General features: G+C 65.8%; 19 protein-coding genes. 14 read left to right on the forward strand and 5 right to left on the reverse strand.

Translation table 11 applies throughout. The features are described 5' to 3' along the window. Positions 1–122 precede the first annotated feature (122 nt). The 5 genes from BLQ43_RS10210 to amt form a co-directional block, all read right to left on the reverse strand. Positions 123–887 (reverse strand): gamma-glutamyl-gamma-aminobutyrate hydrolase family protein, encoded by a 765-nt coding sequence (locus BLQ43_RS10210; protein WP_090020457.1) that lies wholly within the window; start codon positions 885–887, stop codon positions 123–125. Positions 888–943: 56 nt separating this feature from the next. Further along, entirely contained in the window at positions 944–1,633 is a 690-nt protein-coding gene (locus BLQ43_RS10215) for a LolA family protein (protein ID WP_090020459.1), read from the reverse strand. Positions 1,634–1,731: 98 nt separating this feature from the next. Beyond that, positions 1,732–4,248, reverse strand: a complete 2,517-nt coding sequence (locus BLQ43_RS10220) for an FtsK/SpoIIIE family DNA translocase (RefSeq protein WP_090020460.1) — start codon at positions 4,246–4,248, stop codon at positions 1,732–1,734. Continuing rightward, positions 4,245–5,468 carry an aminotransferase class I/II-fold pyridoxal phosphate-dependent enzyme gene (locus BLQ43_RS10225; RefSeq protein WP_090020463.1) on the reverse strand — a complete coding sequence of 408 codons (1,224 nt, stop codon included), beginning with the start codon at positions 5,466–5,468 and terminating at the stop codon, positions 4,245–4,247. The genes BLQ43_RS10220 and BLQ43_RS10225 overlap by 4 nt, the downstream gene beginning before the upstream one ends. Positions 5,469–5,730: 262 nt before the next feature. Beyond that, positions 5,731–7,089, reverse strand: a complete 1,359-nt coding sequence (gene amt, locus BLQ43_RS10230) for an ammonium transporter (RefSeq protein WP_090020466.1) — start codon at positions 7,087–7,089, stop codon at positions 5,731–5,733. A gap of 304 nt (positions 7,090–7,393) precedes the next feature. On the opposite strand from amt, the gene BLQ43_RS10235 reads away from it, so the two are divergent. The 14 genes from BLQ43_RS10235 to BLQ43_RS14425 all read left to right on the forward strand — a co-directional run bounded on the left by BLQ43_RS10235 (position 7,394) and on the right by BLQ43_RS14425 (position 26,264). Further along, the gene (locus BLQ43_RS10235; protein WP_090020467.1) at positions 7,394–8,653 is read left to right on the forward strand and encodes a UbiH/UbiF/VisC/COQ6 family ubiquinone biosynthesis hydroxylase; all 1,260 of its coding nucleotides are present in this window, start codon (positions 7,394–7,396) and stop codon (positions 8,651–8,653) included. A gap of 85 nt (positions 8,654–8,738) precedes the next feature. Then, the gene (locus BLQ43_RS10240; protein ID WP_090020469.1) at positions 8,739–9,509 is read left to right on the forward strand and encodes an Hpt domain-containing protein; all 771 of its coding nucleotides are present in this window, start codon (positions 8,739–8,741) and stop codon (positions 9,507–9,509) included. A gap of 302 nt (positions 9,510–9,811) precedes the next feature. Continuing rightward, on the forward strand, positions 9,812–10,522 hold the full coding sequence (locus tag BLQ43_RS10245; protein WP_090020471.1) for a GNAT family N-acetyltransferase: 711 nt from the start codon (positions 9,812–9,814) through the stop codon (positions 10,520–10,522). 97 nt (positions 10,523–10,619) lie between these two features. Further along, on the forward strand, positions 10,620–11,267 hold the full coding sequence (locus BLQ43_RS10250) for a BON domain-containing protein (RefSeq protein WP_090020473.1): 648 nt from the start codon (positions 10,620–10,622) through the stop codon (positions 11,265–11,267). A 33-nt stretch (positions 11,268–11,300) separates the two neighbouring features. Next, on the forward strand, positions 11,301–12,266 hold the full coding sequence (gene gshB / locus BLQ43_RS10255; protein WP_090020475.1) for a glutathione synthase: 966 nt from the start codon (positions 11,301–11,303) through the stop codon (positions 12,264–12,266). A 199-nt stretch (positions 12,267–12,465) separates the two neighbouring features. Beyond that, positions 12,466–13,653, forward strand: coding sequence for an EAL domain-containing protein (locus BLQ43_RS10260; protein WP_143006248.1), 1,188 nt, complete (start codon positions 12,466–12,468; stop codon positions 13,651–13,653). 344 nt (positions 13,654–13,997) lie between these two features. Continuing rightward, a complete protein-coding gene (locus tag BLQ43_RS10265; protein WP_090020479.1) occupies positions 13,998–15,941 on the forward strand; it encodes a PrkA family serine protein kinase in 1,944 nt (647 codons plus the stop codon). A gap of 50 nt (positions 15,942–15,991) precedes the next feature. Next, positions 15,992–17,305 carry a YeaH/YhbH family protein gene (locus tag BLQ43_RS10270; RefSeq protein ID WP_090020481.1) on the forward strand — a complete coding sequence of 438 codons (1,314 nt, stop codon included), beginning with the start codon at positions 15,992–15,994 and terminating at the stop codon, positions 17,303–17,305. After that, complete coding sequence (locus BLQ43_RS10275; RefSeq protein WP_218119177.1) at positions 17,302–18,891, forward strand: SpoVR family protein; 1,590 nt, start codon at positions 17,302–17,304, stop codon at positions 18,889–18,891. The genes BLQ43_RS10270 and BLQ43_RS10275 overlap by 4 nt, the downstream gene beginning before the upstream one ends. A 432-nt stretch (positions 18,892–19,323) precedes the next feature. Beyond that, positions 19,324–20,355 carry a fatty acid desaturase family protein gene (locus BLQ43_RS10280; RefSeq protein WP_090020583.1) on the forward strand — a complete coding sequence of 344 codons (1,032 nt, stop codon included), beginning with the start codon at positions 19,324–19,326 and terminating at the stop codon, positions 20,353–20,355. An 81-nt stretch (positions 20,356–20,436) separates the two neighbouring features. Continuing rightward, entirely contained in the window at positions 20,437–21,372 is a 936-nt protein-coding gene (locus BLQ43_RS10285; RefSeq protein WP_090020483.1) for an aldo/keto reductase, read from the forward strand. 726 nt (positions 21,373–22,098) lie between these two features. Then, positions 22,099–22,509, forward strand: coding sequence for a flagellar basal body rod protein FlgC (locus BLQ43_RS10290; protein WP_176758631.1), 411 nt, complete (start codon positions 22,099–22,101; stop codon positions 22,507–22,509). A 202-nt stretch (positions 22,510–22,711) separates the two neighbouring features. Continuing rightward, the gene (locus BLQ43_RS10295) at positions 22,712–23,674 is read left to right on the forward strand and encodes a HamA C-terminal domain-containing protein (protein ID WP_090020487.1); all 963 of its coding nucleotides are present in this window, start codon (positions 22,712–22,714) and stop codon (positions 23,672–23,674) included. After that, on the forward strand, positions 23,664–26,264 hold the full coding sequence (locus BLQ43_RS14425; RefSeq protein ID WP_143006249.1) for a DEAD/DEAH box helicase: 2,601 nt from the start codon (positions 23,664–23,666) through the stop codon (positions 26,262–26,264). The genes BLQ43_RS10295 and BLQ43_RS14425 overlap by 11 nt, the downstream gene beginning before the upstream one ends. Positions 26,265–26,486: the final 222 nt, after the last annotated feature.

The raw sequence follows: 26,486 nt of genomic DNA on the forward strand, positions 1-26,486 counted from the left end.
CATTGCAGACCAGCACTTACCCGCGATGTGGGACGCTTCGGCCTTCAATCAATACCACCAACCCGGAACATTTCATGCACCGACGGCATACCCCGCATGAACATCGTCCCGAACGCCCGGGATCAAACCGACTCCCGGACGAGACCGGCGCGATACTGGCGCGCGGCCTCGCCGAAGGCGCCGAGAATGGCGCGCGAGGTGGGGTTGGCCGCCGCCTCGTATTCCGGGTGCCACTGCACGCCCAGCACGAAGCCCCGCGCATCCGGCAGGCTCATCGCCTCGATCGTGCCGTCCTCGGCCGTGGCCTCGACCGCCAGCGTGCGCGCGGGCTCGGCGACGCCCTGCCAATGAAGCGAATTCACCCACAGCTCCTCGCCGCCCACGAGGCGGGCGAGCACACCGCCGGGCGTCAGCGCGATGCGGTGCTTGGGGCCGTAGCGCGTGTCCAGATCGCCCTCGGGCTTGCGGTGGTCGTGGCGGCCCGGCACCTCGTGGACGCGCGCATACAGCGTGCCGCCGAAGGCGACGTTCAGCTCCTGCATGCCGCGGCAGATCGCCAGCAGCGGCACGCCGCGCGCCACGGCGGCGCGGATCAGCGGCAGCGTCGTGGCGTCGCGGGCGACATCGTAGGGCTCGGCCTTTTCGTGCGCCGCTGCGCCGTAGGCCTCGGGATGGACGTTGGAGGGGCTGCCGGTGAGCACGATGCCGTCGACGCGCGCCAGGATCTCGGTGGGGTCAACGGCATCGGCCAGCGAGGGCAGCATCACGGGCAGCGCGTCCGCGGCCTCCGCCACGGCGCGCACGTACTTGTCCCCGATGGTGTGGAAGGTCAGCCCGTCCGCCGTCATGCGGCAGGCGGGCAGGGCGATCAGCGGCTTCGCGGTCATGGCCGTAAGGTGGCGTGCCGGTTGGCGCGCTCCAAGAGGTGCGTCCGCTGTGGGGCCTACTTCTGTCGCCCCTGCTTCGGCAGGTCCAGGGCGTTGAAGTCGAACTTCTCGGCGGCGATGGCGACGCCGCGCTGCACGCCCGCCAGATCGACCACGGTGACCGTGCCCTGCTGGTCCACCAGCCGCCAGCGGGTCAGCGCCAGCGGGTCGTCGGTGAAGTACAGCTCCAGCGAGCCCGGCTCGCCCGGTTTGGCGCCGCCGCGCACCACGGTCACGCGGATGCGGTCGTTGGCGCGGGTGACCCTGGCCACGGCGAAGTCCTGCTTGCCCAGGATGTCGACGTCCGCCTTCAGCAAGGGCCACAGCGGCGTCTCGCTCACGGGCACGTAGCTGGTCTGCTCCAGCCGGCGGTTGAAGTAGAGCAGCCACGAGCCGTCGGCGATCATGACGATGTCGGTGGGCGGATCGTATTCGAATCGCACCTTGCCGGGGCGGTCGATCCACACCGTGCCCGTGGCTTCCGTGCCGTTCGAGGAGCGCTGGCGGAATTCGGCCCGCAGGGTGTCGATGCCCTCGATGTAGGTCTGGATGCGCTCGACCGTGGCGCGGTCGCGCTCGGACAGCGCCGTGCCGTTGCTCTCGGCGGCGGCATACGGCGCGGTCCCGGCGAGCAGCAGGCCGGCGGTCAGCAGGGCGGCGCTCAACAAGGCGGCGGGGCCGCGCCGTAGCGGGCGGTCGGGGCGCATGGTCGGCGTCTCCGTGTGGTTCGTCGCGCAGGCTGCGCGCGGGACGTGGCGTGGATGTGGCGCGGGCGTGGGCGATCGGCGGCGGCGCACGCGGGCAATCACCGCTCCGCCTGGGATTCGATCAGGATCTCGCGCTTGCCGACATGGTTCGCCGGGCTGACCACGCCTTCGCCCTCCATCTTCTCGATCAGCCGGGCGGCGCGGTTGTAGCCGATCTGGAGCTGGCGCTGCACGAAGGAGGTCGAGGCCTTACGGTGCTGGAGCACCACGGCCACGGCCTTCTCGTAGAGGTCCCCCTCGCCGCCGTCGCCGCCGTTGCCGCCGCCGGGCACGAGGTCCTGGGCGCCGCCGCCCTCGCCGTCCTCCTCGGTGACGGCTTGGTCGTACTCCGGCGCGCCCTGCGCCTTGAGGTGGGCGACCACGCCCTCGACCTCGTCGTCCGAGACCAGCGGCCCGTGCACGCGCGTCACGCGGCCGCCGTGGGCCATGTAGAGCATGTCGCCCTTGCCGAGCAGCTGCTCCGCGCCCGTCTCCCCCAGGATGGTGCGGCTGTCCACCTTCGAGGTGACGTGGAAGGAGATGCGCGTGGGGAAGTTGGCCTTGAGCGTGCCGGTGATGACGTCCACCGAGGGGCGCTGCGTGGCCATGATCAGGTGGATGCCCGCCGCCCGCGCCATCTGCGCCAGGCGCTGGGCGGCCATCTCGATGTCCTTGCCGGCCACCTGCATGAGGTCGGCCATCTCGTCGACCACTACCACGATGTAGGGCAGCGGCCGCATGTCGACGTCCTGCTCCTCGTAGACCGGCGCGCCGCTGTCCGGGTCGAAGCCGGTCTGCACGCGGCGGGTGAGGATCTCGCCGTTGGCGTTGGCCTCGTGGATGCGGGCGTTGTAGCCGTCGATGTTGCGCACGCCCAGGCGCGCCATCTTGCGGTAGCGGTCCTCCATCTCCCGCACGGTCCACTTGAGCGCCGTGACCGCCTTCTTGGGGTCGGTGACGACCGGCGCCATGAGGTGCGGGATGTCCTCGTAGACCGACAGCTCCAGCATCTTGGGGTCGATCAGGATCATCCGGCACTGCTCGGGCGGCAGGCGGTACATCAACGAGAGCAGCATGGCGTTGATGGCCACGGACTTCCCCGAGCCCGTGGTGCCGGCCACCAGCAGGTGCGGCATCTTCGCCAGATCGACCACCGTGGGCGAGCCGGAGATGTCCTTGCCCAGGGTGAGCGGGAGGCTGCCGCCCTTCTCCACATACTCGCGCGAGGCCAGCAGCTCGCGCAGGAAGACGATCTCGCGCTCGGCGTTGGGCAGCTCGATGCCGATGACGCTCGTGCCCGGCACCACGGCGACGCGGACCGACACCGCGGCCATGGCGCGGGCGATGTCGCCAGCCAGGCCGATGACGCGGCTGTTCTTCGTGCCCGGGGCGGGCTCCAGGTCGTAGCGCGTCACCACGGGGCCGGGGCGGACCTTCACGATCTCGCCCTTCACGCCGAAGTCGCCCAGCACCTTTTCCAGCTGGCGCGCGGTGTCCTGCAGCTCGTCCTCGTCGGCGCCGCCCTTGCCCGATTGCTCCGGCTCTGTGAGCAGCTTGAGCGGCGGCATCTCGAAGTCCTCGGCCTGCGAGACCGAGCCGCCGCCGGTTCTGGCCGGGGGTTCGGGCGCCGCGCGCGGCTCCACCGCCGCGGTGCGTTCCGCTTCCGTGTCGCTCTCCGGTTCGGGCTCGGCTTTCGTGGCGGCCTTCTTCGCCTTCTTGGCCGGTTCCGGCTCGGGGTCCGCGGCGGGCGCTGGCGCCGCCTCCGCCTCGGTCTCGGGCTCGCCACCCCCCACCAACACGGGTTCGCGGCGCTGTTTGCCACGGGCCTCGCGGTCCTGCTTGCGGGTGTCGCGCTTGGCCTGCCGCATGGCCTTGCGCTCGGCGCGGCGTTCGGCGCGCTCGGCCCTGCGGGCCTCGCGGTTGGCCTTGCGTTCGGCCTTGGTTTCCGCGTCGGCCGGCTGGACCGTCCCCAAGCCGCGCGCGCTCACCCAGGCGGCGGCGCGGCCGACGGCGGCCCATTCCGCGCGCGACCAGCCGAGCGCGTAGCCCGCGAGCGCCACGCCGGAGATGCCGGAGATCAGCGCCGTCAGCCAGCCCGGCCAGGGCAGCGCGGCGGCGGTGTTGGCGAAGGTCAGGTGCCCGGCGGCGCCGCCCAGGCCGTCGCTCATGGGCCAGGAGGTCGGGTTGGGCAGGGCGGCCAGCCCCGTCGCCAGCAACAGCAGGGCCGGCGGCAGCACGGCCGCGCGCAGCCACGACCGCGACGGCAGCCCGGCGCGCACGAGGCGCCACGACCACCCGGCCAGGACCGGCACCAACACGAAGGCGGCCATCCCCAGCGCGCGCAGCAGCACGTCGGCGACGATGGCGCCCGGCTGACCCAGCAGGTTGCTCACCGGGGCGTCGCTGGCGACGTTCAGGCTCGGGTCGGCGGGGTTGTAGGTGATCAGCGCCACCGCCAGGGCTGCCGCGATGCCCCCGGGCGCCGCGATGCCGACGCGGCGCAGGAGGCGGCGCGCCAGTCCGGCGAGGCTGGCCGTCAGGCCCTGCAGGCTGAGGCTGTCGGCTCGCTCGCTCATGCGTGCGCGGCCCCCGTGCCGTCGCCCCACAGCACCGCGCCCAGGCGCGCCAGCACCGGCTCCAGGAAGGCCGGCTCGTGCACCAGCGCCACGCGGATGTGGGCGGCCCCGGGGTTGGCGCCGTCATCGTCGGGCACGCTCATGTAGGCCCCGGGCAGCACGCGGATGCCGGCCTCGCGCCACAGGCGCACGGCCGCGGCCTCGCTGTCGCCCACGTCCAGCCACAGGAAGAAGCCGGCCGCCGGGCGCGCCACGCGTTCGCCCAGCGCGCGCTCGGCGGCGGCGAAGGCGGCGTCGTAGCGCTCGCGGTTGCGCGCCGCGTGGTCGTCGTCGCCCCACAGCGCCGTTCCCGCGTTCAGGATGGGCAGCGGCACCCCGGCCCCGCCCACGCGCAGCGTGGCGTCCAGCGCGTCCAGCCACGCCCGGTCGCCGGCGACGAAGCCGCAGCGCAGCCCCGGCGCGCTGGAGCGCTTGGACAGCGAGTGGAAGACGAGCACGTTCGCCAGCTCCGCGCCCAGCTCTGCCGCGGCGTCCAGCCCGCCCGGCGGCGTGGTGCCCGCGTGGATGTCGGCGTAGCACTCGTCCAGCGCCAGGACGAAATCGTGCCGGCGGGCCAGGGCGATCATATCGCGAAGCCGTTCCGCATCCGCAACGGATCCCTGCGGATTGGACGGTGAGTTCAGATAGGCCAGGGCGGCGCGGTTCAGCGTCGCCGCGTCCAGCGCCTCGTAGGCCGGCTGGAAGCCCGTGGCCTCGGTGGCCGGCACGAACACCGGCGTCATCTCGGCCGCCACGGCGGCGCCCGCGTAGACGTGATAGAAGGGGTTGGGCAGCAGCACGACGTCGCGACCCGGCCTGCGCGCGGCCAGCGCGGCGAAGAACAGCCCCTCGCGCGTGCCCGGCACCGGCAGGATCTGCGTTTCCGGGTCCACCAGCTGCGCGCCCCGGGGATAGCGCCGCGCCAGCCAGCCGTGGCAGGCGGCGCGGTAGGCCTCGGTCCCGCGCGGCGGCGGGTAGCGGTTCCAACCGCCGTGGCCGGCCACGCGGTCGTCGATCCAGGCGGGCGGATCGTTTTGCGGCTCGCCGATCTGCAACGCCACGGGCGCGCCGTCCGGCGCCGGGGACGGGCCCGGCGGAACCTCGGCCAGGAGCGCGTTGAGCTTGCTGAAGGGGTGGTAGGCGCGCACCTCGCGCGCCGTGCCGGCAACGGCCTTAACCATGTGCGTGGTCCGTTCGTGTCCGCGTCCTGCGCGCGCCGCTGTGCGAATGGCCCCCATCCGGATGACAGGGACGCGCCGCGATCGCGCGCAAGGGTAGGGAGGCCGGGGCCGGTCCCGCAAGGCGCGTCGCTGTGACCGCCGTGCGACCACCCGCCGGTTAAGGCAGGCCGTCGCCGCCAAAAACGAAAAGGCCCGGACGGCGGGGCCGTCCGGGCAAAGGCTCGCCGAGCGAGCCGAACGGGGAGGGGTCAGGTGGCGGGCATTACACCACCTGGGAGCCGCGGCCGAACTCCGGGTACGCTTCCAGCCCCAGCTCCGCCTGATCGAGGCCGTTGGCCTCGGTCTCCTCGTCGGGCCGCAGCCCGATGGTGTACTTCAGCGCCAGCCAGACGACGGCGCTGGTGACGATCATGAAGGCGCCCACGGCGACCACGCCGATCAGCTGGACGACGAAGCTGACGCCGGGGTTGAAGATGCCCACGGCCAGCGTGCCCCACACGCCGGCGACCAGGTGGGCCGGGATGGCGCCCACGACGTCGTCGATGCGCAGCTTGTCCAGCACCGGCACGCTCACGACCATGAGCACGCCGCCGATGGCGCCGATCAGGATCGCCAGCAGGTGGTTCTGCACGTCCGGGCCGGCCGTGATCGAAACCAGGCCCGCGATGGCGCCGTTCAGAACCACGGTCAGGTCCAGCTTGCCGTAGTACAGCTGCGTCGCCGCCATCGCCGCGACCACGCCGGCCGCCGCCGCAAGGTTGGTGTTCACGTAGACGATCGCCATCGCCGAAGCATCCAGGGCCGAGCCCAGGGCGAGCTGCGAGCCGCCGTTGAAGCCGAACCAGCCGAACCACAGGATGAAGGTGCCGAGCGTGGCCAGCGGCAGGTTGGCGCCGGGCATCGGGTTCACGCGGCCATCCTTGCCGTACTTGCCGCGCCGCGGGCCGATGATGAACGCCCCCGTGAGCGCGGCGAAGCCGCCCACGGCGTGCACGATCGTGGAGCCGGCGAAGTCGGCGAAGCCCATCGCGGTGAGCCAGCCGCCGCCCCAGGTCCATGCGGCCTGAACCGGATAGAGAACGCCGGTCAGCACCACCACGAAGATCATGAAGGGCCAGACCTTCACGCGCTCCGCCACGGTGCCCGAGACGATCGAGGCCGCCGTCGCCACGAAGACCATCTGGAAGAACCAGTCGGACATCGAGGCGTAGCCGCTGTCGCTGACCGTCTTGACCTGCTCCGCCGTCGCCTCGGCGGCGTTGATCAGCGCCAGCTCGGCGTCGGCCGGGTTGTAGAGCAGGCTGAGCGAGCCGATGAACGAGCCCACGTCGACGTACATCAGGTTGTAGCCGATCAGGTAGTACATCAGCCCCGCCACGGAGTAGAGGGCGATGTTCTTCGTGCAGATCATCGCGGTGTTCTTGGACCGCACCAGCCCGGATTCCAGCATGGCGAACCCGGCGGCCATGAACATGACCAGCACGCCGTGGATCAGAAACGAAAACGAGTTGAAGACGTAAGTGGCTTCGTTGCTGACCGCCGCCTGCGCCGGCGCGGCGGCGACCCATGCCGCCGACGCCGCGATCGCGCAGAGGGGCAGCTTGCGGATGGCACCCCGCATGACCCGGACCTCCTCTTGGCTGAACCCACGCACGGCCCAGCGGCCGTTTGCCGCGCTGCACACCTCAAGAAGCGTGCCATTTCGATCATTCGGCATTTTCAATGGGTTACATGATCGCCCGACTCGGGTATGCCCAAAGCGTGAGCAGCAGCTGACGGCTGCCTAGCCAACGGGCAGAGGGCGCGTCGCGCTCGCCACGGCGGCGCCGGGGGTGCGGCGCGATGCCCGCCGGCCGCCGGTGCCACTGGACAGGCGCGCGTGCGCGCCCGATCCTCCGCGCGAGGCAGCGATGCGGGGGCCTTCCATGACGGATGCGGGCGGCGAAACCCTGGACGTCGAGGTGCTGATCGTCGGCGGCGGCCTTGTCGGCGCGACGCTCGCGGCCGCGCTGGCGGTCAACGGCGTGACGGTGGCGCTGATCGACCGCGAGGATCCGAAGACGGTGCTGGACGCCGGCTTCGACGGCCGCGCCTCCGCCGTCGCCGCGGGCGCGCGCCACATGCTGCAGGCCATCGGCATGTGGGCGGAGATCGACCCCCACGCCCAGCCCATCCGGTGGATCACCGTCAGCGACGGCAAGGTCGACCGCGGCGCCGGCCCCTGCAAGCTGCACTACGACAGCCGCGACGTCGGCGAGCCCTTCGGCCACATCGTGGAAAACCGCGAACTGCGCCGTGCCCAGCAGCGCTTCCTCGCCGGGTTGGACGCCAACCTCGTCCACCTCGCCCCCATGGGCGTCGAGCGCGTCGTCCGCCGCCCGCACGAGGTTGTCGCCGACCTCGCCGACGGCCGCCACGTCCGCGCCCGCCTCGTCGCCGCCTGCGACGGCCGCAACTCCCGCCTGCGCCGCGAGGCGGAGATCGAGGTGCGCAGCTGGGGCTACGAGCAGGCCGCCATCGTGGGCACGCTCACCCACGAGCGCGCGCACCGCGGGGTCGCCTACGAGCACTTCCTGCCCGCCGGCCCCTTCGCCATGCTGCCCATGGTCGACGGCCCCGACGGCGAGCACCGCTCCTCGATCGTGTGGACGGAAAACCGCGACCTCGCGGACCGCGCCGTCGAGCTGTCGCCCGAGGCCTTCGCCGAGCAGATCCACCGCCGCTTCGGCGACACCCACGGCGCCGTCACGCCCGTCGGCCCGCGCTTCCGCTACCCGCTCTCGGCGCTGCACGCCACGCGCTACACCGCGCAGCGGCTGGCGCTGGTGGGCGATTCCGCCCACGCCATCCACCCCATCGCCGGCCAGGGGCTCAACATGGGCTTCCGCGACGTCGCGGCCTTCGCCCAATGCATCGTGGAGCAGCGCCGCCTGGGCCTCGACGTCGGCAGCCCCGAGGTGTTGCAGCGCTACGAGCGCTGGCGCCGGCTGGACAACACCACGCTCGTCGCCGCCACCGACGGCCTCAACCGCCTCTTCGCCACCGACCTGCCGCCCGTCCGCCTCGCCCGCGACCTGGGGCTGAGCGCCGTGGACCGCATGGACCCGCTGAAAAAGGTCTTCATGCGCCACGCCATGGGCATGGTCGGCGAGCTGCCCCGGCTGCTGCGCGCACAACCGTTGTGACGACCTTCCCCGCCGCTACCTTTCCTTAACGGATGCCGGGGTATCCTCCACCATCGCCAGCGGCGGCGATCCGAGGGGGTGTGCGATGGACGACGCGCTTCAGCAGCAGCTCAGGACCGAGTTTCTGGAAGACGCCGGCGAGCGGCTCGACAGCATCCAAGCCGCCATCGACGGCATCGTCGACGGCAGCCGCGCGCCCGCCGAAGCCCTGACGGCCGTGCGCCGCGAAACCCACGCCATCAAGGGTCAGGCCGGCAACTTCGGCTTCCCGCTCGTTTCCACGATCGCGCACCGCCTGGAGGACTTCGTCGACGGCGAGGAAACCCTCACGGCCGAGCTCGCGCGCAACGTCCAGGTCTTCGCCGACACCGTGCGCGAGATCGTGGAAACCGGCCGCGAGCCCGGCCAGAAGGAAGGCGACGAGCTGCTACGCGGCCTGCCCGCCAAGCAGGCGGCGCAAGACCTGGAAATCACGGTGCTCGACGTCGAGGTGCTGCTCGGCACGCCCTCGCGCACCTCCGCCCGCATGGTCCGCGACGTGCTCCAGAACTGCGGCTACCGGGTCGTGCGCGCGGAAACCGGCATCGACTGCTTCACTCTCGCCATGCGCTCCAGGCCCGACGCCATGCTCCTCGCCTTCACCCTCGAAGAAGTCTCCGGCGGCGAACTCGTGCGCGCCTTCAACGCCATGCCCTCCATGGCCCAGATCCCAATGGCCATCCTCACAAGCTTCGAGCCCGGCCACCCCCAGCTCGCCCAGCTCCCCGGCGGCGTCTCCGTCGTGCGCACCAAGAAAGCCCACTTCGACGACGACATGGGCGCCTTCCTCGCCCGCATCCAAGCCGAAGCCCTTTAATAAACGCGAGGGCGTTTAATCCCATCAATCATTCGACATCGGCGTCGCGCGGCGGTGAATGGGTCTCTCACGACCAAGGATGATCCTTGGAACCATCAATCACCCGACACCGGCGTAAACGCTGGGGCGTTTAATCCCGTCAATCACTCGACACCGGCGTCGCGCGGCGATGAATGGGTCTCTCACGACCGGCTGCGGAAACGGCAGCGCGTTTCATCCCAGAATGAAAGGGCCTCTCGATCCAAAGCCGTGGCTGCGAACGCCACCTTCGACGTCCTGCACGCACAAGCCGGGAGGGAAACGTGAGCGACACCAACAGCCTCGGACAGCCCGTGGGCGATCCCCTGCCGGACTGGACGCCCCGGCGAGTGCCCGAGCCAGCGCCGCTGTACGGCCGCTGGTGCCGGCTGGAGCCGTTGTCGGCAGCGCGGCACGCGGATGCGCTCTTCGATGCCAACGCGGCCGACCGCGACGGCGCCATGTGGACCTACATGCCGTACGGCCCCTTCCCCGACCGCGAACGGTACCGCGCCTGGGCAGCCGATGCGGCGGCGGGGGATGATCCGCTCTTCGTCACGGTGATCCCGGCTGCGGTCGGAACGCCGGCCGGTGTTGCGGCCTTCATGCGCATCACGCCCGCCCACGGCGTTCTGGAAATCGGCAACATCGCGTTCGCCCCGCTTCTCCAGGGTAGCGCCGCCGCCACGGAAGCCATGTCCCTGATGCTGGGACATGCGTTCGATGCGCTCGGCTATCGCCGTGTGGAATGGAAGTGCGACGCGCTCAACGCCGCATCGCGCCGCGCCGCCTTGCGCCTCGGCTTCAGCTTCGAAGGCGTCTTCCGCCGGCACATGGTCGTGAAAGGCCGCAACCGGGACACGGCGTGGTACGCCATAACGGACACGGACTGGCCCGGACTGCGCGATGCCCATACCCGCTGGCTCGACCCGGCCAATTTCGACGCGGCCGGTCACCAGCGCACGCGGCTGAGCGATTTGACGGCGTCCGCCTGAATGCGCCCCGGTTCGTGCCCCGACGCACCGCCCATGCTTGTTGCCGCCCGCCCGCACGCGTAGGACATGGATAAGGGCATCACACGGGAGGCGTAGCGTGCGACGTCGCTTGGGCATTCTGGCAACGGCCGCGCTGCTGGGCGCGGCGCAGCTTCAAACCGGATGCGTCGCGGGGGTCGCCGCGGGCGGTGCCGCGACGGCGGGCGTGCTCGGCGCGCAGGAGCGCAGCTTCGCCCAGGCCGCCAGCGACGCCAAGATCCGCGCTCAGATCAACGACGCTTGGTTGCGCGCGGACGAGCGCATGTACCGCCTGACATCGTTGCAGGTGTGGAACGGCCGCGTCCTCGTTTCGGGCGTCGTCCCCAACGAGGACATGCGCGTCCTGGCCATCGAGAAGGCCTGGACCGCCGAGGGCGTCAAAGAGGTCATCAACGAGATCCGCGTTGGCGAAACCGGCGGCGCGGGCGCCTTTACGGGCGACGCCTGGATCACCGCCAAGCTCAAGACCAAGCTGACCTTCGACAAGGAGGTCAACGCCGCCAACTACTCCATCGACACGGTGCACGACGTCATCTATCTGCTCGGCACCGCGCACGGCCGCGACGAGCTCCAGCGCGTGATCGACCACGCGCGCAACGTCTCGGGTGTCGAGCGCGTCGTCAGCCACGTGCGCGTGCGCGACAGCGGCGATCAAAAGCCGGCGCGGCCGGCGGTGCCGGCCGACGGCGCGCAGACGGGCACCTGAAACCCCCGGCGCGACACGAAGGGAACGCGGACGATGAGCCTGGCCGTCGCCTTCCAGATGGACCCGCTGGAGAGCATCGACGTCACCGCGGACAGCAGCTACGCGCTCGCCCTGGAAGCCCAGCGCCGCGGGCACGCCCTGTACCACTACCTGCCCCACGCGCTGACGCTGCGCGACGGCCGTGTCCAGGCGCACGCGCGCCCCGTCACCTTCAGCCGCCACCCCGAGCAGCCCTTCGCCTACGGCGGATGGACGCACCTGGACCTGGCGGGCCTCGACGTCGTGATGATGCGCCAGGATCCGCCCTTCGACATGGCCTACATCACGGCCACGCACCTGCTGGAAAAGGTGCACCCCGAGACCCTGGTGGTGAACGACCCCGTCTCGGTGCGCAACGCGCCGGAAAAGCTCTTCGTCACGCGCTTTCCGGACCTCATGCCGCCCACGCTGATCACCTCCGACAAGGCGGAGATCGCCGCCTTCCGCGCGGAGCACGAGGACATCATCCTCAAGCCGCTGTTCGGCAACGGCGGCGCCGACATCTTTCGCGTGCAGCCGAACGACGAGAACCTGAACGCCCTTGTGGAGATGTTCACCCGCGTCTACCGCGAGCCCATCATGGTGCAGGCGTATCTCCCGGAGATCCGCGAGGGCGACAAGCGCATCATCCTCGTCGAGGGCGAGCCCGTGGGCGCGGTCAACCGCGTGCCGCCGCAGGGCGATGCGCGCGCCAACTTCCACGCCGGCGGCTACGCCGAGCGCGCGCCGCTGACCGAGCACGACCGCCGCGTGTGCGAGGCTGTGGGCCCCGCCCTGGTCGAGCGCGGCCTGCTCTTCGCCGGCATCGACCTCATCGGCGGCTACCTGACCGAGATCAACGTCACCTCGCCGACGGGGTTGCAGGAGGTCGACCGCCTCGACGGCGTGCACCTGGAAGCCACGATCTGGGACGCCATCGAGCGCCGTGTGGCCACCCGGCACCCCGAACCCGACGCGTGACGCCCGCCCAACGGCGGTCTACCCCAAAAGATTGTGTATCGAAACTGTGGACACGCAGCACGCGATGGTGTGACCGTGCTCTCGGTTGACGCTGGCGCGCACGGCGGGCTACGACCCTTGGTGGTCGCGCGCCACGCCCCGCCTGCGACCGTGGACGCCAAGACGACGCCGACCGGCCCAGCGCGTTGGAGGGCTTGTGGTGGCTGAGCTGAGCGGGCGCGACCCTGCGGCCGAGGTCCAGGCTTTCGTCGACTTCGTCGGCAAGACCACGCGCGGCGGCCGGCCCGGCGTGTCCGTCATCACCGTGTCGGTGCGCGAGCTGGAGCCCGCCACCGACATGGCCGCCGCTCGCGCCGAACTCGTGCGGCGCCTGAACGAAACCGCGGACACCATCGGGGCGCGGCTGTTCAACCTCAACGATCGCTTTCTGGTCCTGGTGCCGCCGCAGGACGAGCTGAACTTCGTGAACCACGTCTATCAGGTGCGCATGCGCGTGATCGAGGTGGTTGGCCGCCAGGCCTCCGAGCTGGGCCTGAACCCGGCGGAGTTCACGGACGTCCTGCACACCAAGCGCGACGCGCAGAAGCTGGCGACGCTCGCCCAGGCGGCCGCGGGCGAGCCCACCGCCGCCTCGTCGACTCCTGCGGGGCCGTTGTCGCAGGAACACATCGAATCGGTGGTCGAGCACGCGCGCGCCTGCGGTCCGCGCGACTTCGTCCAGACCTACGGCCGCTACCAGGCCCTCGCCCGCTTCGAGCGCGACGGCCGCGTCAGATGCGTCGCGCGCGAGCTGCACATCGCCATGGCGGAGCTGCGCGCCCGGCTCCTGCCCGGCGTGGACCTGATGGCCAACCCGAACCTATTCCGCGAGCTGACGCGCAAGCTGGACGAGATCGTGCTGGCCTCCCTGGCCGAGTCGCGCATGCTCCAGGGCCACATCTCGGTGAACCTCAACATCGCCAGCATGGAAGAGGACACCTTCGAGCGCATCGCCGAGCGCGTGCGCGAGCGCGACAACACCTCGCTGTGGGTGGAAATGGACGTTTCCGACGTCCTGGCGAATCTGGCGCGCTACCGGCGCATCCGCCGGATCATGGACCGCAACCGCATTCACGCCATCGCCGACGGCGTCAACGCGGAGTTGGTTGCGGCGGCGGAGAACGCCGAGCTGGGCATGACGGGCTACAAGTTCATTGCGCCCCGCGATCTGAACGACATCGGCAACCTGCGTATCGCGGCGGAACAGGCCGTGCACGCGGGCAAGACGGCGATCCTGTCGCGAGTCGAGGACGCCAGCACGATCGAGATCGGTCAGCGCATGGGGATCGGGGTTTTCCAGGGCTTTTACATCGACGACCTCTTGCGCGCCCACGCTTCGGCCGGGTAAGCGACTCGGACGGCTGAAGGGGCGTCGCGCGGCGATCATGCATGCGGCGCAGTTGACGCGCCGGGCCGCGAAGCCATTTCATATCGAGAGAAAACCGGGATCGATATGACGGCGCAACGATCGCTGGAAGCGCCGGGCCGCGTAAGGCGTTTTGAAAAACGCGGCAGAGATTTTGAAAACGACGCCGCCGTTAAACGCAAGGGCTAGGATACCAACGATCGCTTTCAAAACGTGTGGACCACGGCCGATTCATTAAGTTATCGTTCATTGTACGGCAGTAAAACGGTGGGTGGCGTCCAACGCCCGTCCGGCACTGCCGGCGTAACCGCGCTGGAGGTTGAGACATGAGCGCGTCCGACGTTTTCGAAAATTTCCGTAGCCGATACAGTGATCGGCAAAATTACGAGATGAGTATCGAAGAATACTTAAACGCATGTTCCTCCGACCCGATGGCGTACGCCGGGGCGGCTGAGCGCATGTTGGCGGCGATCGGCGAGCCGGAGGTCATCGACACCTCGCGGCACGAGCGCCTGGGCCGTATTTTTCAAAATCGCACGATCAAACGCTATCCCGCTTTCGCGGATTTTTACGGCATGGAAGAGACGATCGAGCGCATCGTCAGTTTCTTCCAGCACGCGGCGCAGGGCCTGGAGGAGCGCAAGCAGATCCTCTACCTGCTCGGCCCCGTCGGCGGCGGCAAGTCCTCGCTGGCCGAGCGTCTGAAGGAGTTGATGGAGGAATACCCCATCTACGTCCTCAAGGCCGGGGATGAGGTGAGCCCCATCTACGAGAGCCCGCTGGGGCTGTTCGACGCCGAGCGCGACGGCGCCGTGCTGGAGCGCAATTACGGCATCCCGCAGCGCCGCCTGCCCGGGATGTGCTCGGCGTGGGCGGTCAAGCGCCTGGACGAGTTCGGCGGCGACCTTTCCAAGTTCTCCGTCGTGCGCATCCACCCGTCCAAGCTGCGCCAGATCGCCATCGCCAAGACCGAGCCCGGCGACGAGAACAACCAGGACATCTCCTCCCTGGTCGGCAAGCCGGACATCCGCAAGCTGGAGTTCTACAGCCAGGAAGACCCGGACGCCTACGCCTACTCCGGCGGGCTGAACCTGACGACCCAGGGCATCCTGGAGTTCGTCGAGATGTTCAAGGCGCCGCTGAAGATGCTGCACCCGCTGCTCACGGCGACGCAGGAGAAGAACTACGTGGGCTCGGAAAACCTGGGCGCGCTACCGCACCAGGGCATCATCCTGGCCCACTCCAACGAGGCCGAGTGGCGCAACTTCAAGGCCAACCGCAACAACGAGGCCTTCCTCGACCGCATCAGCGTCATCCGCGTGCCCTACTGCCTGCGCGTGACCGAGGAGACGAAGATCTACGACAAGCTCCTCCAGCAGTCCGAGCTGGGCGCGGCCACCTGCGCTCCGGGCACGCTGGACATGATGGCGAAGTTCTCCGTGCTCACGCGCCTGAAGCCGCACGAGAACTCCTCGCTCTACGCCAAGATGCGGGTCTACGACGGCGAAAGCCTGCGCGGCAGCGACCCGCACGCCAAAACGGTGCAGGAGTACCGCGACGCCGCCGGTGTGGACGAGGGCATGGACGGCATGTCCACGCGCTTCGCCTACAAGGTGCTCTCCGAGACCTTCAACTTCGACACCGAGGAGGTCGCCGCCGACCCGGTCCACCTGATGTACGTGCTGGAACAGGCGATCCGGCGCGAGCAGTACGACGAGGAAACCGAGCGCAAGTACCTCGCCTTCATCAAGGAGGAGCTGGCCCCCCGCTACGCCGAGTACATCGGCAAGGAGATCCAGAAGGCCTATCTGGAATCCTACGACGACTACGGCCAGAACCTCTTCGACCGCTACATCGCCTACGCGGACGCCTGGGTGGAGAACCAGGACTACAAGGACCCGGACACGGGCCAGATCATGGACCGGCAGGCGCTCGACCGCGAACTGGCCAAGACCGAAAAGCCCGCGGGCATCGCCAACCCCAAGGACTTCCGCAACGAGGTGGTCAAGTTCGCCCTGCGCCAGCGGGCCCAGCACCAGGGCCACAACCCGCGCTGGACGTCCTACGAGAAGATCCGCGAAGTCATCGAGCAGCGCATGTTCGCGCAGATCGAGGAACTGCTGCCGGTGATCTCCTTCGGCACCAAGAAGGACAGCGACAGCGAAGAGAAGCACCAGGCGTTCCTGGAGCGCATGGTGGAGCACGGCTACACCGAGCGGCAGGTCCGCCGGCTGGTCGAGTGGTACATGCGCGTGCGCGAGTCCGGGTGAGCCGTTCAGGCGGCTCACCCGCCGTCGTGTGACGTGGTCAAGGAAGGTTCATGCGTATCGTCGATCGCCGCCTCAATCCCCAGGGCAAGAACCTCGGCAACCGCCAGCGGTTCATCAAACGCGCCCGCTCCCAGGTCCGCGAGGCCGTCAAGCGCAACATCCGCGACCGCAGCGTCACCGACAACGAATCCGGCGAAACCGTCTCCATCCCCGCCGACGGCATCCACGAGCCCCAGTTCGAGCCGGACACCCAAATCGGCCGGCGGGACCGCGTCTTCACCGGCAATCGCGAGTTCCGCGAGGGCGACCGCATTCCCCGCCCGGAGGGCGGTGGCGGTGGTGGCGGCGGCCAGGCCAGCGAGGACGGCGAGGGCGAGGACTCCTTCGTCTTCACCCTCACCCGCGACGAATTCCTCGACATGCTGTTCGAGGACCTGGAGCTGCCGGACATGATCAAGCAGCAGCTCACGGCCGAGGACAGCCCCAAGCTTCAGCGGGCGGGCTACGCCACCACGGGCCCGCCCAACCGCCTGAACATGGTCAACACGCTGCGCCGCTCCCTGGTCCGCCGAAAGGCGCTGGGACGGCCCAACCAGGCCGCCATCGAGCAGATGGAGCGCGAGCTGGAGCGGCTGAAGAGCGGGGAGATCACGCCCGCCGACGGCCAGCCGGCCGAAAAGCGCATCGAAGAGCTGGAGGAAACCATCCGCCGGGCGCGCGAAAAGCGCGGGCGCGTGCCCTACATCGACCCCATGGACCTGCGCTTCAACCGCTACGAGCGCGTCCCCCAGCCCATCGCCCAGGCCGTGATGTTCTGCCTGATGGACGTCTCGGCCTCGATGGACGAAACCAAGAAGGACCTCGCCAAGCGCTTCTTCATGCTGCTCCACCTCTTCCTGGAGCGGCGCTACGACAAGGTGGACGTCGTCTTCATCCGCCACACCAACCAGGCCTGCGAGGTGGACGAGGAAACCTTCTTCCACGGCCGCCAGACGGGCGGAACCATCGTCTCTTCCGCGCTGCGCGAGATGCTGCGCGTGGTGGACGAGCGCTACCCGCTGGACGCCTGGAACGTCTACGTCGCCCAGGCCTCCGACGGCGACGACGTCCCCGCCGACGTGCCCGTGTGCTCGCAGCTGCTCGCCGAGCGCGTGCTGCCGATGACGCAGTACATGGCCTACATCGAGGTGGGCGCGAGTCCCGACGACCGCCCCGGCTTCCACGCCGGCCCCAGCGATCTGTGGAAGGGCTACGCCCAGGTCGCGGAGATCGACGCGCGCCTGCAGATGCGCCGCGTCGAGGATGCGCGCGACATCTACCCCGTCTTCCGCGGCCTGTTCAGCACCGAGGAGACCGCGTCGTGACGACCGATCCCCGCACCGACGACACCGCGGCCGCGACGGCGCCCGAACCGGCGGCGCCGGCCAGCGGTCTGCTCTACGAGGGCCCGGAGTGGGACTTCCCCACGGTCCGGCGCGCCTTCGACGCCATCGAAAAGATCGGCCACGAGGAGTTGGGTCTCAGCCTCTACCCCACGCGGCTGGAGGTCATCAACGCCGAGCAGATGCTGGACGCCTACGCCAGCGTGGGCATGCCCACGATGTACCGCCACTGGGCCTTCGGGAAGCGCTTCGTCCAGCACGAAACCATGTACCGCCGCGGCTTCTCCGGGCTGGCGCTGGAAATCGTCATCAATTCCAACCCCAGCCTGTGCTACATCATGGAAGAAAACACCATGACGATGCAGGCCACCGTCATGGCGCACGCGGCCGTCGGCCACAACCACTTCTTCAAGAACAACCGCCTGTTTCAGGAATGGACCGACCCCGAGGCCATTCTGGACTACCTCAGCTTCGCCAAGAGCTACATCGCCGCCTGCGAGGAAAAGTACGGCGTCGACGCCGTCGAGCGCACCCTTGATGCTGCTCACGCCCTTCAGGGCCAGGGCGTCGACCGCTCCACGGGCCGCGGCCGGCGCATGAACGCGCTCGCCGAGCAGGAGCGCGTCTCCGAGATGAACCGCCGCAACCGCGAGGGCGAGCAGGACCTCTGGCTGCGCACCGTTCCCGTCAGGCGCGACCTCGTCGCCGGCGATGCCGAGGACCTGGAGCGCGCCGCCGAAGCCCGCTCGATGGGCCTGCCCGAGGAAAACCTGCTCTACTTCCTGGAAAAGCACGCCCCGCGCCTGCGCGAATGGCAGCGCGAATTGCTGCGCATCGTGCGCAACATCGCCACCTACTTCGAGCCCCAAAAGCAGACCAAGATGATGAACGAGGGCTGCGCGTGCTGGTGCCACTACACCATCATGAACATGCTGCACGACCGCGGCCTGATCGATGACGCCTCCTTCATGGAGTTCCTGCACCTCCACGCCAACGTCATCACGCAGCCCGACTACGACGACCGCCGCTACTCCGGCATCAACCCCTACGCGCTCGGCTTCGCCATGACCCGCGACATCGAGCGCATCTGCACCGAGCCCACGGACGAGGACCGCGAGTGGTTCCCGCAGATCGCCGGCAACCAGAAGCCCGTGGAAACGCTGTGCGAGGCCTGGGCGGGCTACCGCGACGAAAGCTTCATCCGCCAGTACCTCTCGCCCAAGCTCATCCGCGACTTCCGCTTCTTCCGCCTGGACGACGACAGCGAGGAACCGGAAATCGTCGTCGATTCCATCCACGACGAGCGCGGCTACCGCCGCATCCGCCAGGGCCTCGCCAACCTCTACGACCCGGCCTGCACCGAACCCCGCATCGAGGTCGTCGGCGCCGACATTCACGGCGACCGCACGCTCACGCTCCAGCACACCGTGCGCGAAGGCCGCCTGCTCGATGCCCTGGAAACCCGGCGCACCCTCCGCCACCTGACCTGGCTGTGGGGCTACCACGTGCGCCTGACCGAAGTGGACGCCGAAACCGGCCACGTCTACGCGGAACACGAAAACCTCTAGCGAGGTTTATCGCACCTGTCACTCGACACCGGCGTAAACGGTAGGCCGTTTAATCCCTCGTGTCATTCGACACCGGCGTCGCGGCGAAATGATTGGGTCACTCACGACCAAAGATGATCTTTGGAAACATCAGTCACGCAACACCGGCGTTAAACGGTAGGCCGTTTAATCCCATCCATCATTCGACACCGGCGCTGCGTCGAAATGATTGGGTCTCTCACGACCGATCGTGAACACGAGGGCGTTAAACCCCATCCGACACGCCACGCGCCGTTTGCGCGCCCGGTACATACCTAGGTTAGTGCGAGCCTCCCGCGGCTGCGCGACGATCGGGGCGATCTGAACCACCGAGCGCGACGCGGGCGCACCGGACGTGCGTGCGCTCGCTGGCGGGATGTCCCCCGCGCGGCGCCCGAAAGGATGCCCATCGCCATGACCGCCGAGACGGCCGACGCCGACCCCATTACCGACACGGCGGCCCTGCGCCGGGCCGTCGCCGAGCACCAGGGCCCCATCCTGCGCCACAGCCTGAGCCAGATCGCCTCCTCCTTCGGCGGCTTCGCGGGGGTGTGCGCGGCGATGTACCTGCTGCTGGACGTGTCGGTCTGGCTCGCGCTGCCGCTGGCGCCGCTGGCCGCGGGCTTTCTCGTGCGCATCTTCATCATCCAGCACGATTGCGGCCACGGCGCCTTCTTCCGCTCGCGGCGCGCCAACGACCACCTGGGCCGCATCTGCAGCCTGCTCACGCTGACGCCCTATTCCAGCTGGCGCCGCCAGCACGCCGGCCACCACGGCATCTGGAACGACCTGGACCGCCGGGACACGGGCGCGGACATCTATTCCGACTGTTTAACGGTTGCGGAGTACCGCGCCCTCACCCCGCGCCAGCGCTTCTGGCACCGTGCGGTCCGGCATCCGCTGGTGGCGCATATCCTGATCCCGCCGCTGGTGTTCCTCGTCCTCTACCGCGTGCCCTTCGACACGCCGAAGGCCCGCAAGCGCGAGCGCCGGGGCGTCTACCTCACCGATCTGGCGCTGCTCGTCGGCTACGGCGGCCTCGGCGCGCTGGTCGGCTTCGGGCCGATGGCGGCGGTGCAGGGGCCGGTGATGGCCGTTGGCGCGATCGTCGGCGTGTGGCTGTTCTCCGTCCAGCACCGCTTCGAGGAGACGTGGTGGGCGCGCAACGACGACTGGAGCTTCGGCAAGGCCGCACTGCACGGCTCCTCCTTCCTGCGGCTGCCGCGCGTCTTGCAGTGGTTCACGGGCAACATCGGCTACCACCACGTCCACCACCTGAACCCGCGCGTGCCCAACTACCGCCTGGAAGCGGCCCACAACCGCATCGCGGCCGATTGCACCGTGCCCGAGCTGACCCTGCGCGACGGCCTGCTCGCCCCGCGCCACGTGCTGTGGGACGAGGAGAACGACCGCATGGTCCCCTTCCGCGCCGCGTCCACCGCCTGACGCCCGAAGCGGGTTTTGACAGCCAGCCTCGGTGCAGCCGACCATTCGCATGCACCTCACGCATGGCCGGGAGCCGCGCGCATGACCCGCTTCACCCCAAGCCGCCGCCGTGTGCTTCAGGGCGCGGGCGCCATGGCGCTCGCCGCCGCCGTGCCGGGTGGCCGCCGCGCCGTCGCGGCCGCCGGCGGCATGACCACGCGCGCCATCCCCGCCAGCGGCGAAGAGGTGCCGGTCATCGGCCTGGGCACGGCGCGCACCTTCAACGTCTCCCCGGCCGGCGACCTCGCGCCGCAGCGCGGCGTGCTGGAAGCCTTCCACGCCGAGGGCGGCCGGCTGGTGGACACCTCGCCCATGTACGGCCGCGCCGAGGACGTCGTCGGCAAGCTGGCGGCGGACCTCGGCATCACCGGCGACCTCTTCATGGCCACCAAGGTCTGGACCAACGGCGAGCAGGCCGGGATCGAGCAGATGCAGCGCTCGGAAGAGCGCCTGGGCGTCGAGCGCCTGGACCTCAACCAGGTCCACAACCTGCGCGACCTGCGCACGCACCTGAACACCCTCAAGCGCTGGCGCGAGGACGGCCGCGTGCGCTACATCGGCGTCACGCACTACACGGACTCCGCCCACGACGACCTGGCCCGCGTGGTGCGCGAGGAGCCCATCGACTTCGTGCAGTTCAACTACAACATCGCCGCCCGCAACGCCGAGGCCGAGCTGCTCCCCGCCGTGGCGGACAAGGGCGTCGCCACCCTCATCAACGAGCCGTTCGAGAGCGGGCGCCTCTTTTCCCGCGTCGGCAACCGGTCCGTGCCCGAATGGATGCGCGACGAGCTGGGGATCGAAAGCTGGGCGCAGGTCTTCCTCACGTTCATCGCCGGGCACCCGGCCGTCACCTGCGCCATCCCCGCCACCAGCGACCCCGAGCACGCGCGCGACAACACCCGCGCCGGCCACGGCCCCATGCCCGACGCCAAACAGCGCCAGCGCATGGCCAAGGCGTTCGAGGCGCCAAACTGATAGGCAGTTTGACCCCATCAGTCAGTCAACCGGACGCCTTCCAAACGCGATGTTTGCGTCAATCTTGGGGAAGGGTGCGGCCCCACCGTCGCGTCGAGACGTAGGGCGGATTCGCCGCGTAAGCGGCAATCCGCCAAACTGATAGGCAGTTTGACCCCATCAGTCAGTCGACCGGACGCTTTCCAAACACGATGTTTGCGTCAATCTTGGGGAAAGTGCCGGCCCCGCAGGGCGGATGATACCGCCGAGTTGACGAAATCATCGACCCCAACCCCCTCTATGATCTCCCACTTGCACGCCACAGGCGTGCCACTGCGTGTGGCGCGCCTGTGGCGCGCGAGGCGAGCAAAGCTCGCCTGTCCCCCTCCACGGCAAGGGGGAGATGGGTTTGGGGGGTCAGCCCGAAACCCAGAGGGGGATGGGGCCATGCTCTCGCACGTATGATACCGCCGAGTTGATGAAGTCATAAGCCTCATCCCCCTCTGCCTTTCGCGCAGGTTTGCGCGAAAGCCATCTCCCCCTTCTCCTTCAGGAGAAGGGGGAGATTATAGAGGGGGTTGAGGCCGTCACGATGACCAAGTCATGTCATTGGCTCGATCGTATGATTTCATTGGCTCGCTGGTATAAGCCGCGTAAGCGGCAATCCGCCGAAACCCAGCACACCCTCCCCAACCGGCCGCCGGTTTGCTACCCTCGCGCGTGCATACGCCATCGCGGAGGATGCCCATGATCCCCGGCCTCGGCCCCGCCACGAGCGGCCTTCAAGCCGCGCAGACGCGCTTGCAGACCTCGGCGGCCAACGTCGCCAACACGCGCAGCGTGGGCGCCGAAGACGCGGACGGCCCGGCGCGGACGGAGCAGGGCCGCAACGCCTTCCGCCCGCAGCGCGTGGTGCAACAGGCGAGCGAAACCGGCGGCGTGCGCACCGACACCGCGCCCGTGCGCCCCACCTCCGTCCAGCAGTTCCAGCCGGACGCGCCGAGCGCGAACGATCAGGGCCTCGTCAACCGCCCGAACGTCAGCTTCGTGCAGGAAACCGTCACCCAGATCGAAGCCCGCGCCCAATTCTCCGCCAACCTCACAACCATCGACCGCGCCACTGAAATGCGCGACAGCCTGTTGGATATCGAGCTATAGGCCCCGCCCTACAGCAGCCTCGTCTCCTTCCTTATGGCGAAACGCAGAATCAAAGCCCTGACATAATTCTATACCCCACTTTCAAGAGACCTCTGGCGAACTCCCGATCGTGATTGACACCGGTGATACCCCTAGCACTTGCAACCGCGCCCGCATTCTTTAGGATGGTAGAGAACCACATAGAGCGGCGACACTCCAAGCTTTGACTGACCCTAAAGAGATATCAAACTTACTCCACGATTTAGCGCGCGGCAGAGCCGCAGACATAGAAAGCGTCCTTAAACCTGTCACGCGGGATGACCATGTTTACGGGACCAGAGTATTAACTCATTGCCACTGCCTCCAACTCGACGGCAATGGAAGGCCAAGAGTTAATGACCTAGCGGAAAAGATCGCCCATAATGTTATCGAATATTGCATTCCTAGAACAAAAATAAATAAAGCATACGAGAAAATGCATAAATATGGAGACGCATCGGAATTCGTTCGATTGACTCGACGAGCTACAAACCTTTTTACTCCTTTGGAGAAAAGTGGCGAGGGCGGTGAGCTCTTACTGTTCACATTTGCAGAACGAGTACTTAAACTACCACAGCTGCTATGCAAAATGGATCTCAAGACTAACAGCAACATGCACATACATGGCGCGGACGGGGTCCATTGCGGAGTCTCCGATGATAAAAGACGTCTTTTGTTGTACTGGGGAGAATCCAAGATCTATCAAGATTTTTCTACTGCTTGCAACGATTGCCTAGAAAGTCTCGCCAAACTCCTTCTGTCCCGTTCCAGCGCCGACGGTGAAATCGCGCGAGATCTACAACTGTTAAGTGGGCGGCTTAATGTAGCGAATGAAGAACTGGAACTGGCGTTGCAAAGCTTCTTAGATCCAGATGAACCGGGCTGGAATGACACCGAGATGAGTGGTCTTTGCCTAGTCGGATTCGATTATGAGAACTATCCTGCTGGCCCAAACGAATCGACACTAAACGACATATCGAGACAAATTCGACAAAATATCCCAGACTGGAAAAGTCACATAAGTCGCTCTGCGGATAAAAAACACGTAACGGAATTCAATATACATTTCATATTAGTTCCGCTGAACTCTGCTGAACAGTTTCGTCAATCGTTCAAACGCACGTTGGGCTTGAGAAATGACAAATAAAATTGCAAAATATATCTGGGATCACGAAACGTTTCAGACGGATTTTCGTACTATCTGCGACTGGTTGGTGTTGTCTGAATTTACCACAGTTACCAAAAATGAATCATGTGATATAAAATTGTCATGGAATAAGCTACTAAATTATGCGCAAATTTTCTCTGCTACTGAAGACCAAAAACTCTTAGATGCTTCGCTTCGAATTGTTCAAGCGGCGTTGAAATTCTCGGGAAATCGGCCCGAAATTCAAGCGGGTGCGGCTTATGTATTGAACCACATGTGGAATCGCCCGACAATTGATCTTGCGCAGAGTAAAAAACTGTTGCCCGACGATGTTGGTCAGATGCTGCCAGGACCGGCACGTTATGATTGGATTTATTTTGAAGAGTCACAGTCAATACACATTGAAGGCCGCGGAGATTTGCGTGTAAACAAATTTCAAAATGAGCTTTGGGGTATGTTGCAGGACTACGAATGGATTAGCTTTTCAGCCCCAACGAGTGCAGGGAAATCGTTCATATTATATCAGTGGGTTATAAATAAATTGAAAAATAAAAAGTACGGCGATATAGTTATAATTGTCCCGACACGTGCATTGATAACACAATGTTCAAATGATTTACGCGAATTGATAAGCAAATCAGGCTTAAAAAACGAAGTTTTTAATGTTCCAGGAGAATTTGACTCGAGTGGTGCAAATTGTGTCTACGTATACACGCAGGAACGCCTATATCAACATATGGTGCATACCCGTAGCCAGTCTGGTTTTTCTCTGATTATCGTCGATGAAGCACATAAAGTGTCTGATGCCCAAAGAGGGGTGTTTCTGCAGTTAACGTTAGAGCGCGTAATAACATCAAATAAACGAGCGCAATTCGTATTTTCTAGCCCGTTAACGGACAATCCGGGTAAGTTACTCCGGTCGGCCCCGACCGGTGCGACTGCCGAAAGTATGACAGGATATATAAATACGGTTAATCAGAATTTGGTTTGGGTCGCTCAAGTCGAGCGTAAACCAACGCGTTGGAAACTGTTAAATGTTGCAGACGATGAAGTTAGAGATATCGGCCGGCTAGAGTTGGATTATGGGCCTAGAAAACCGCGTGATCGCTTTGCGAGTGTTGCTTATAAACTTGGAGGTGGGCGCCCGGGGAATGTTGTGTATGTCAATGGGCCGAACGAGGCTGAGCAGATTTCACATTTGTTAGTTTTGCAAATTGGTGGGCAAGTTGAAGAAACAGACGAGTTGATTAATCTTAGCAACGCAATAAGGAAGACAATACACCCAAATTATATGCTAGCGCGCTTTGTGCGCAGCGGTGTTGCATTTCATTATGGAGTTATACCACAAAATATTCGTGACGAGATTGAACGCTTGTTTAGGAACGGACAGATAAAGTACTTGGTAGCAACGTCGACGTTGGTTGAAGGAGTGAATCTGGCTTGCCGCAACATTTTTCTTCGGGGCCCGAAGACGGGCAACGAACCGATGGGACCGGGCGACTTTTGGAATTTGGCGGGTAGAGCCGGAAGATGGGGGAAGGAGTTCCAAGGAAATATTATTTGCGTTGATCCGTATTGGACAGGCCTTTGGGCCGAAGGAGAACCGCCGAGAGAACGGACGAAATTTAGTATATATCCGAAGGCTGAGGTGTTACTCCGAGATCCAACTCGGATAATTGATTTTATCGATAAAGGGGGCATTGCGAGGAGGGTTGGTGATAAAGACGCAGAGAGTGTTTGGCATTATCTCTGTGCGCAATATATTGAGTTTGGAGATTTAGATAAGTCGTTCGCGGGGTTATACTTGCGTGAGGGATGGGCGGAAACTTTACAGGAGAGGGTTTCGGCTACCCTAACGAGTTGCGCGGTGAGTTGGGCCAACATTCTGCGGAACCCTGGGATTTCTGTTAATGCAATGGATGAGATATATCAGTGGTTCGTTTTGGAGGTTCGGGAAGGGAGGTCAGAGGAATTGATTCCGCCGCCTCCGACGAGTGATGATGCGGTGCGAAACTACGCAAGGCTGTTTAATATTATGAAAAGGAGGATGGGGGCGGTTAATATTAGTTCAGGGAGTAGGGAGCCCGGGGATAAAGACAACAGGGCTATGCAGGTTGCGATATTGTCGGCGAATTGGATGCAGGGTATGTCGTTGCCTAACATTATTGACCGGAAGATCAAGTATGAAAAGAGACGGAAACGAAAGGTTGACGAAAATAGCACTATACGTGATACTATGAAGGATATCGAACAATGTGTTCGGTTCGAGGTTCCGAAGTATCTTAGTGCCTACGTGGACATTTTATATCAGTGTTTTCAGGACTATGGCGTTGAGATTGAGGATATGAGGTTAGATGACTTGTCGGAAAGGTTAGAGTTTGGTGTGGCGACTAAGACGGAGTTGTCATTGATTGCATTAGGGGCTTCTCGAAGCGCTGCCATGATGGCAGCGCCGTATTTGCGTGCGGAAGAATTGGGGAAAGAAGAAGTCCGTGACGCTCTTCGGAAGATTGATTGGCGAATTACGGATATTCCGGAGCTTATTCGGCGGGAGATTGTTGAAGTTGTTTGGGGACATGAAGGCGAATGAGGGTGATGTCGTCAGGGGCTGAGTGTAGATGTCGTCGGAAATTGGTACAATGTGTTGCGTGGTTGGGGGGGTTTTGGAGAAGCGACTATGCTGGGAGGAAGTGCGTGCGGTGCCGAGGTCGGTTCGGAGCATGCTCACGCTTGCGGTTCATGGTAACGCCGCCAGGGTGCCCTACCACCCCGGCGGCGCGGAGCAGTCTGAACCTATGGGTGGTTGGAGACT

Source organism: Limimonas halophila (assembly GCF_900100655.1).
GTDB lineage: Bacteria > Pseudomonadota > Alphaproteobacteria > Kiloniellales > Rhodovibrionaceae > Limimonas > Limimonas halophila.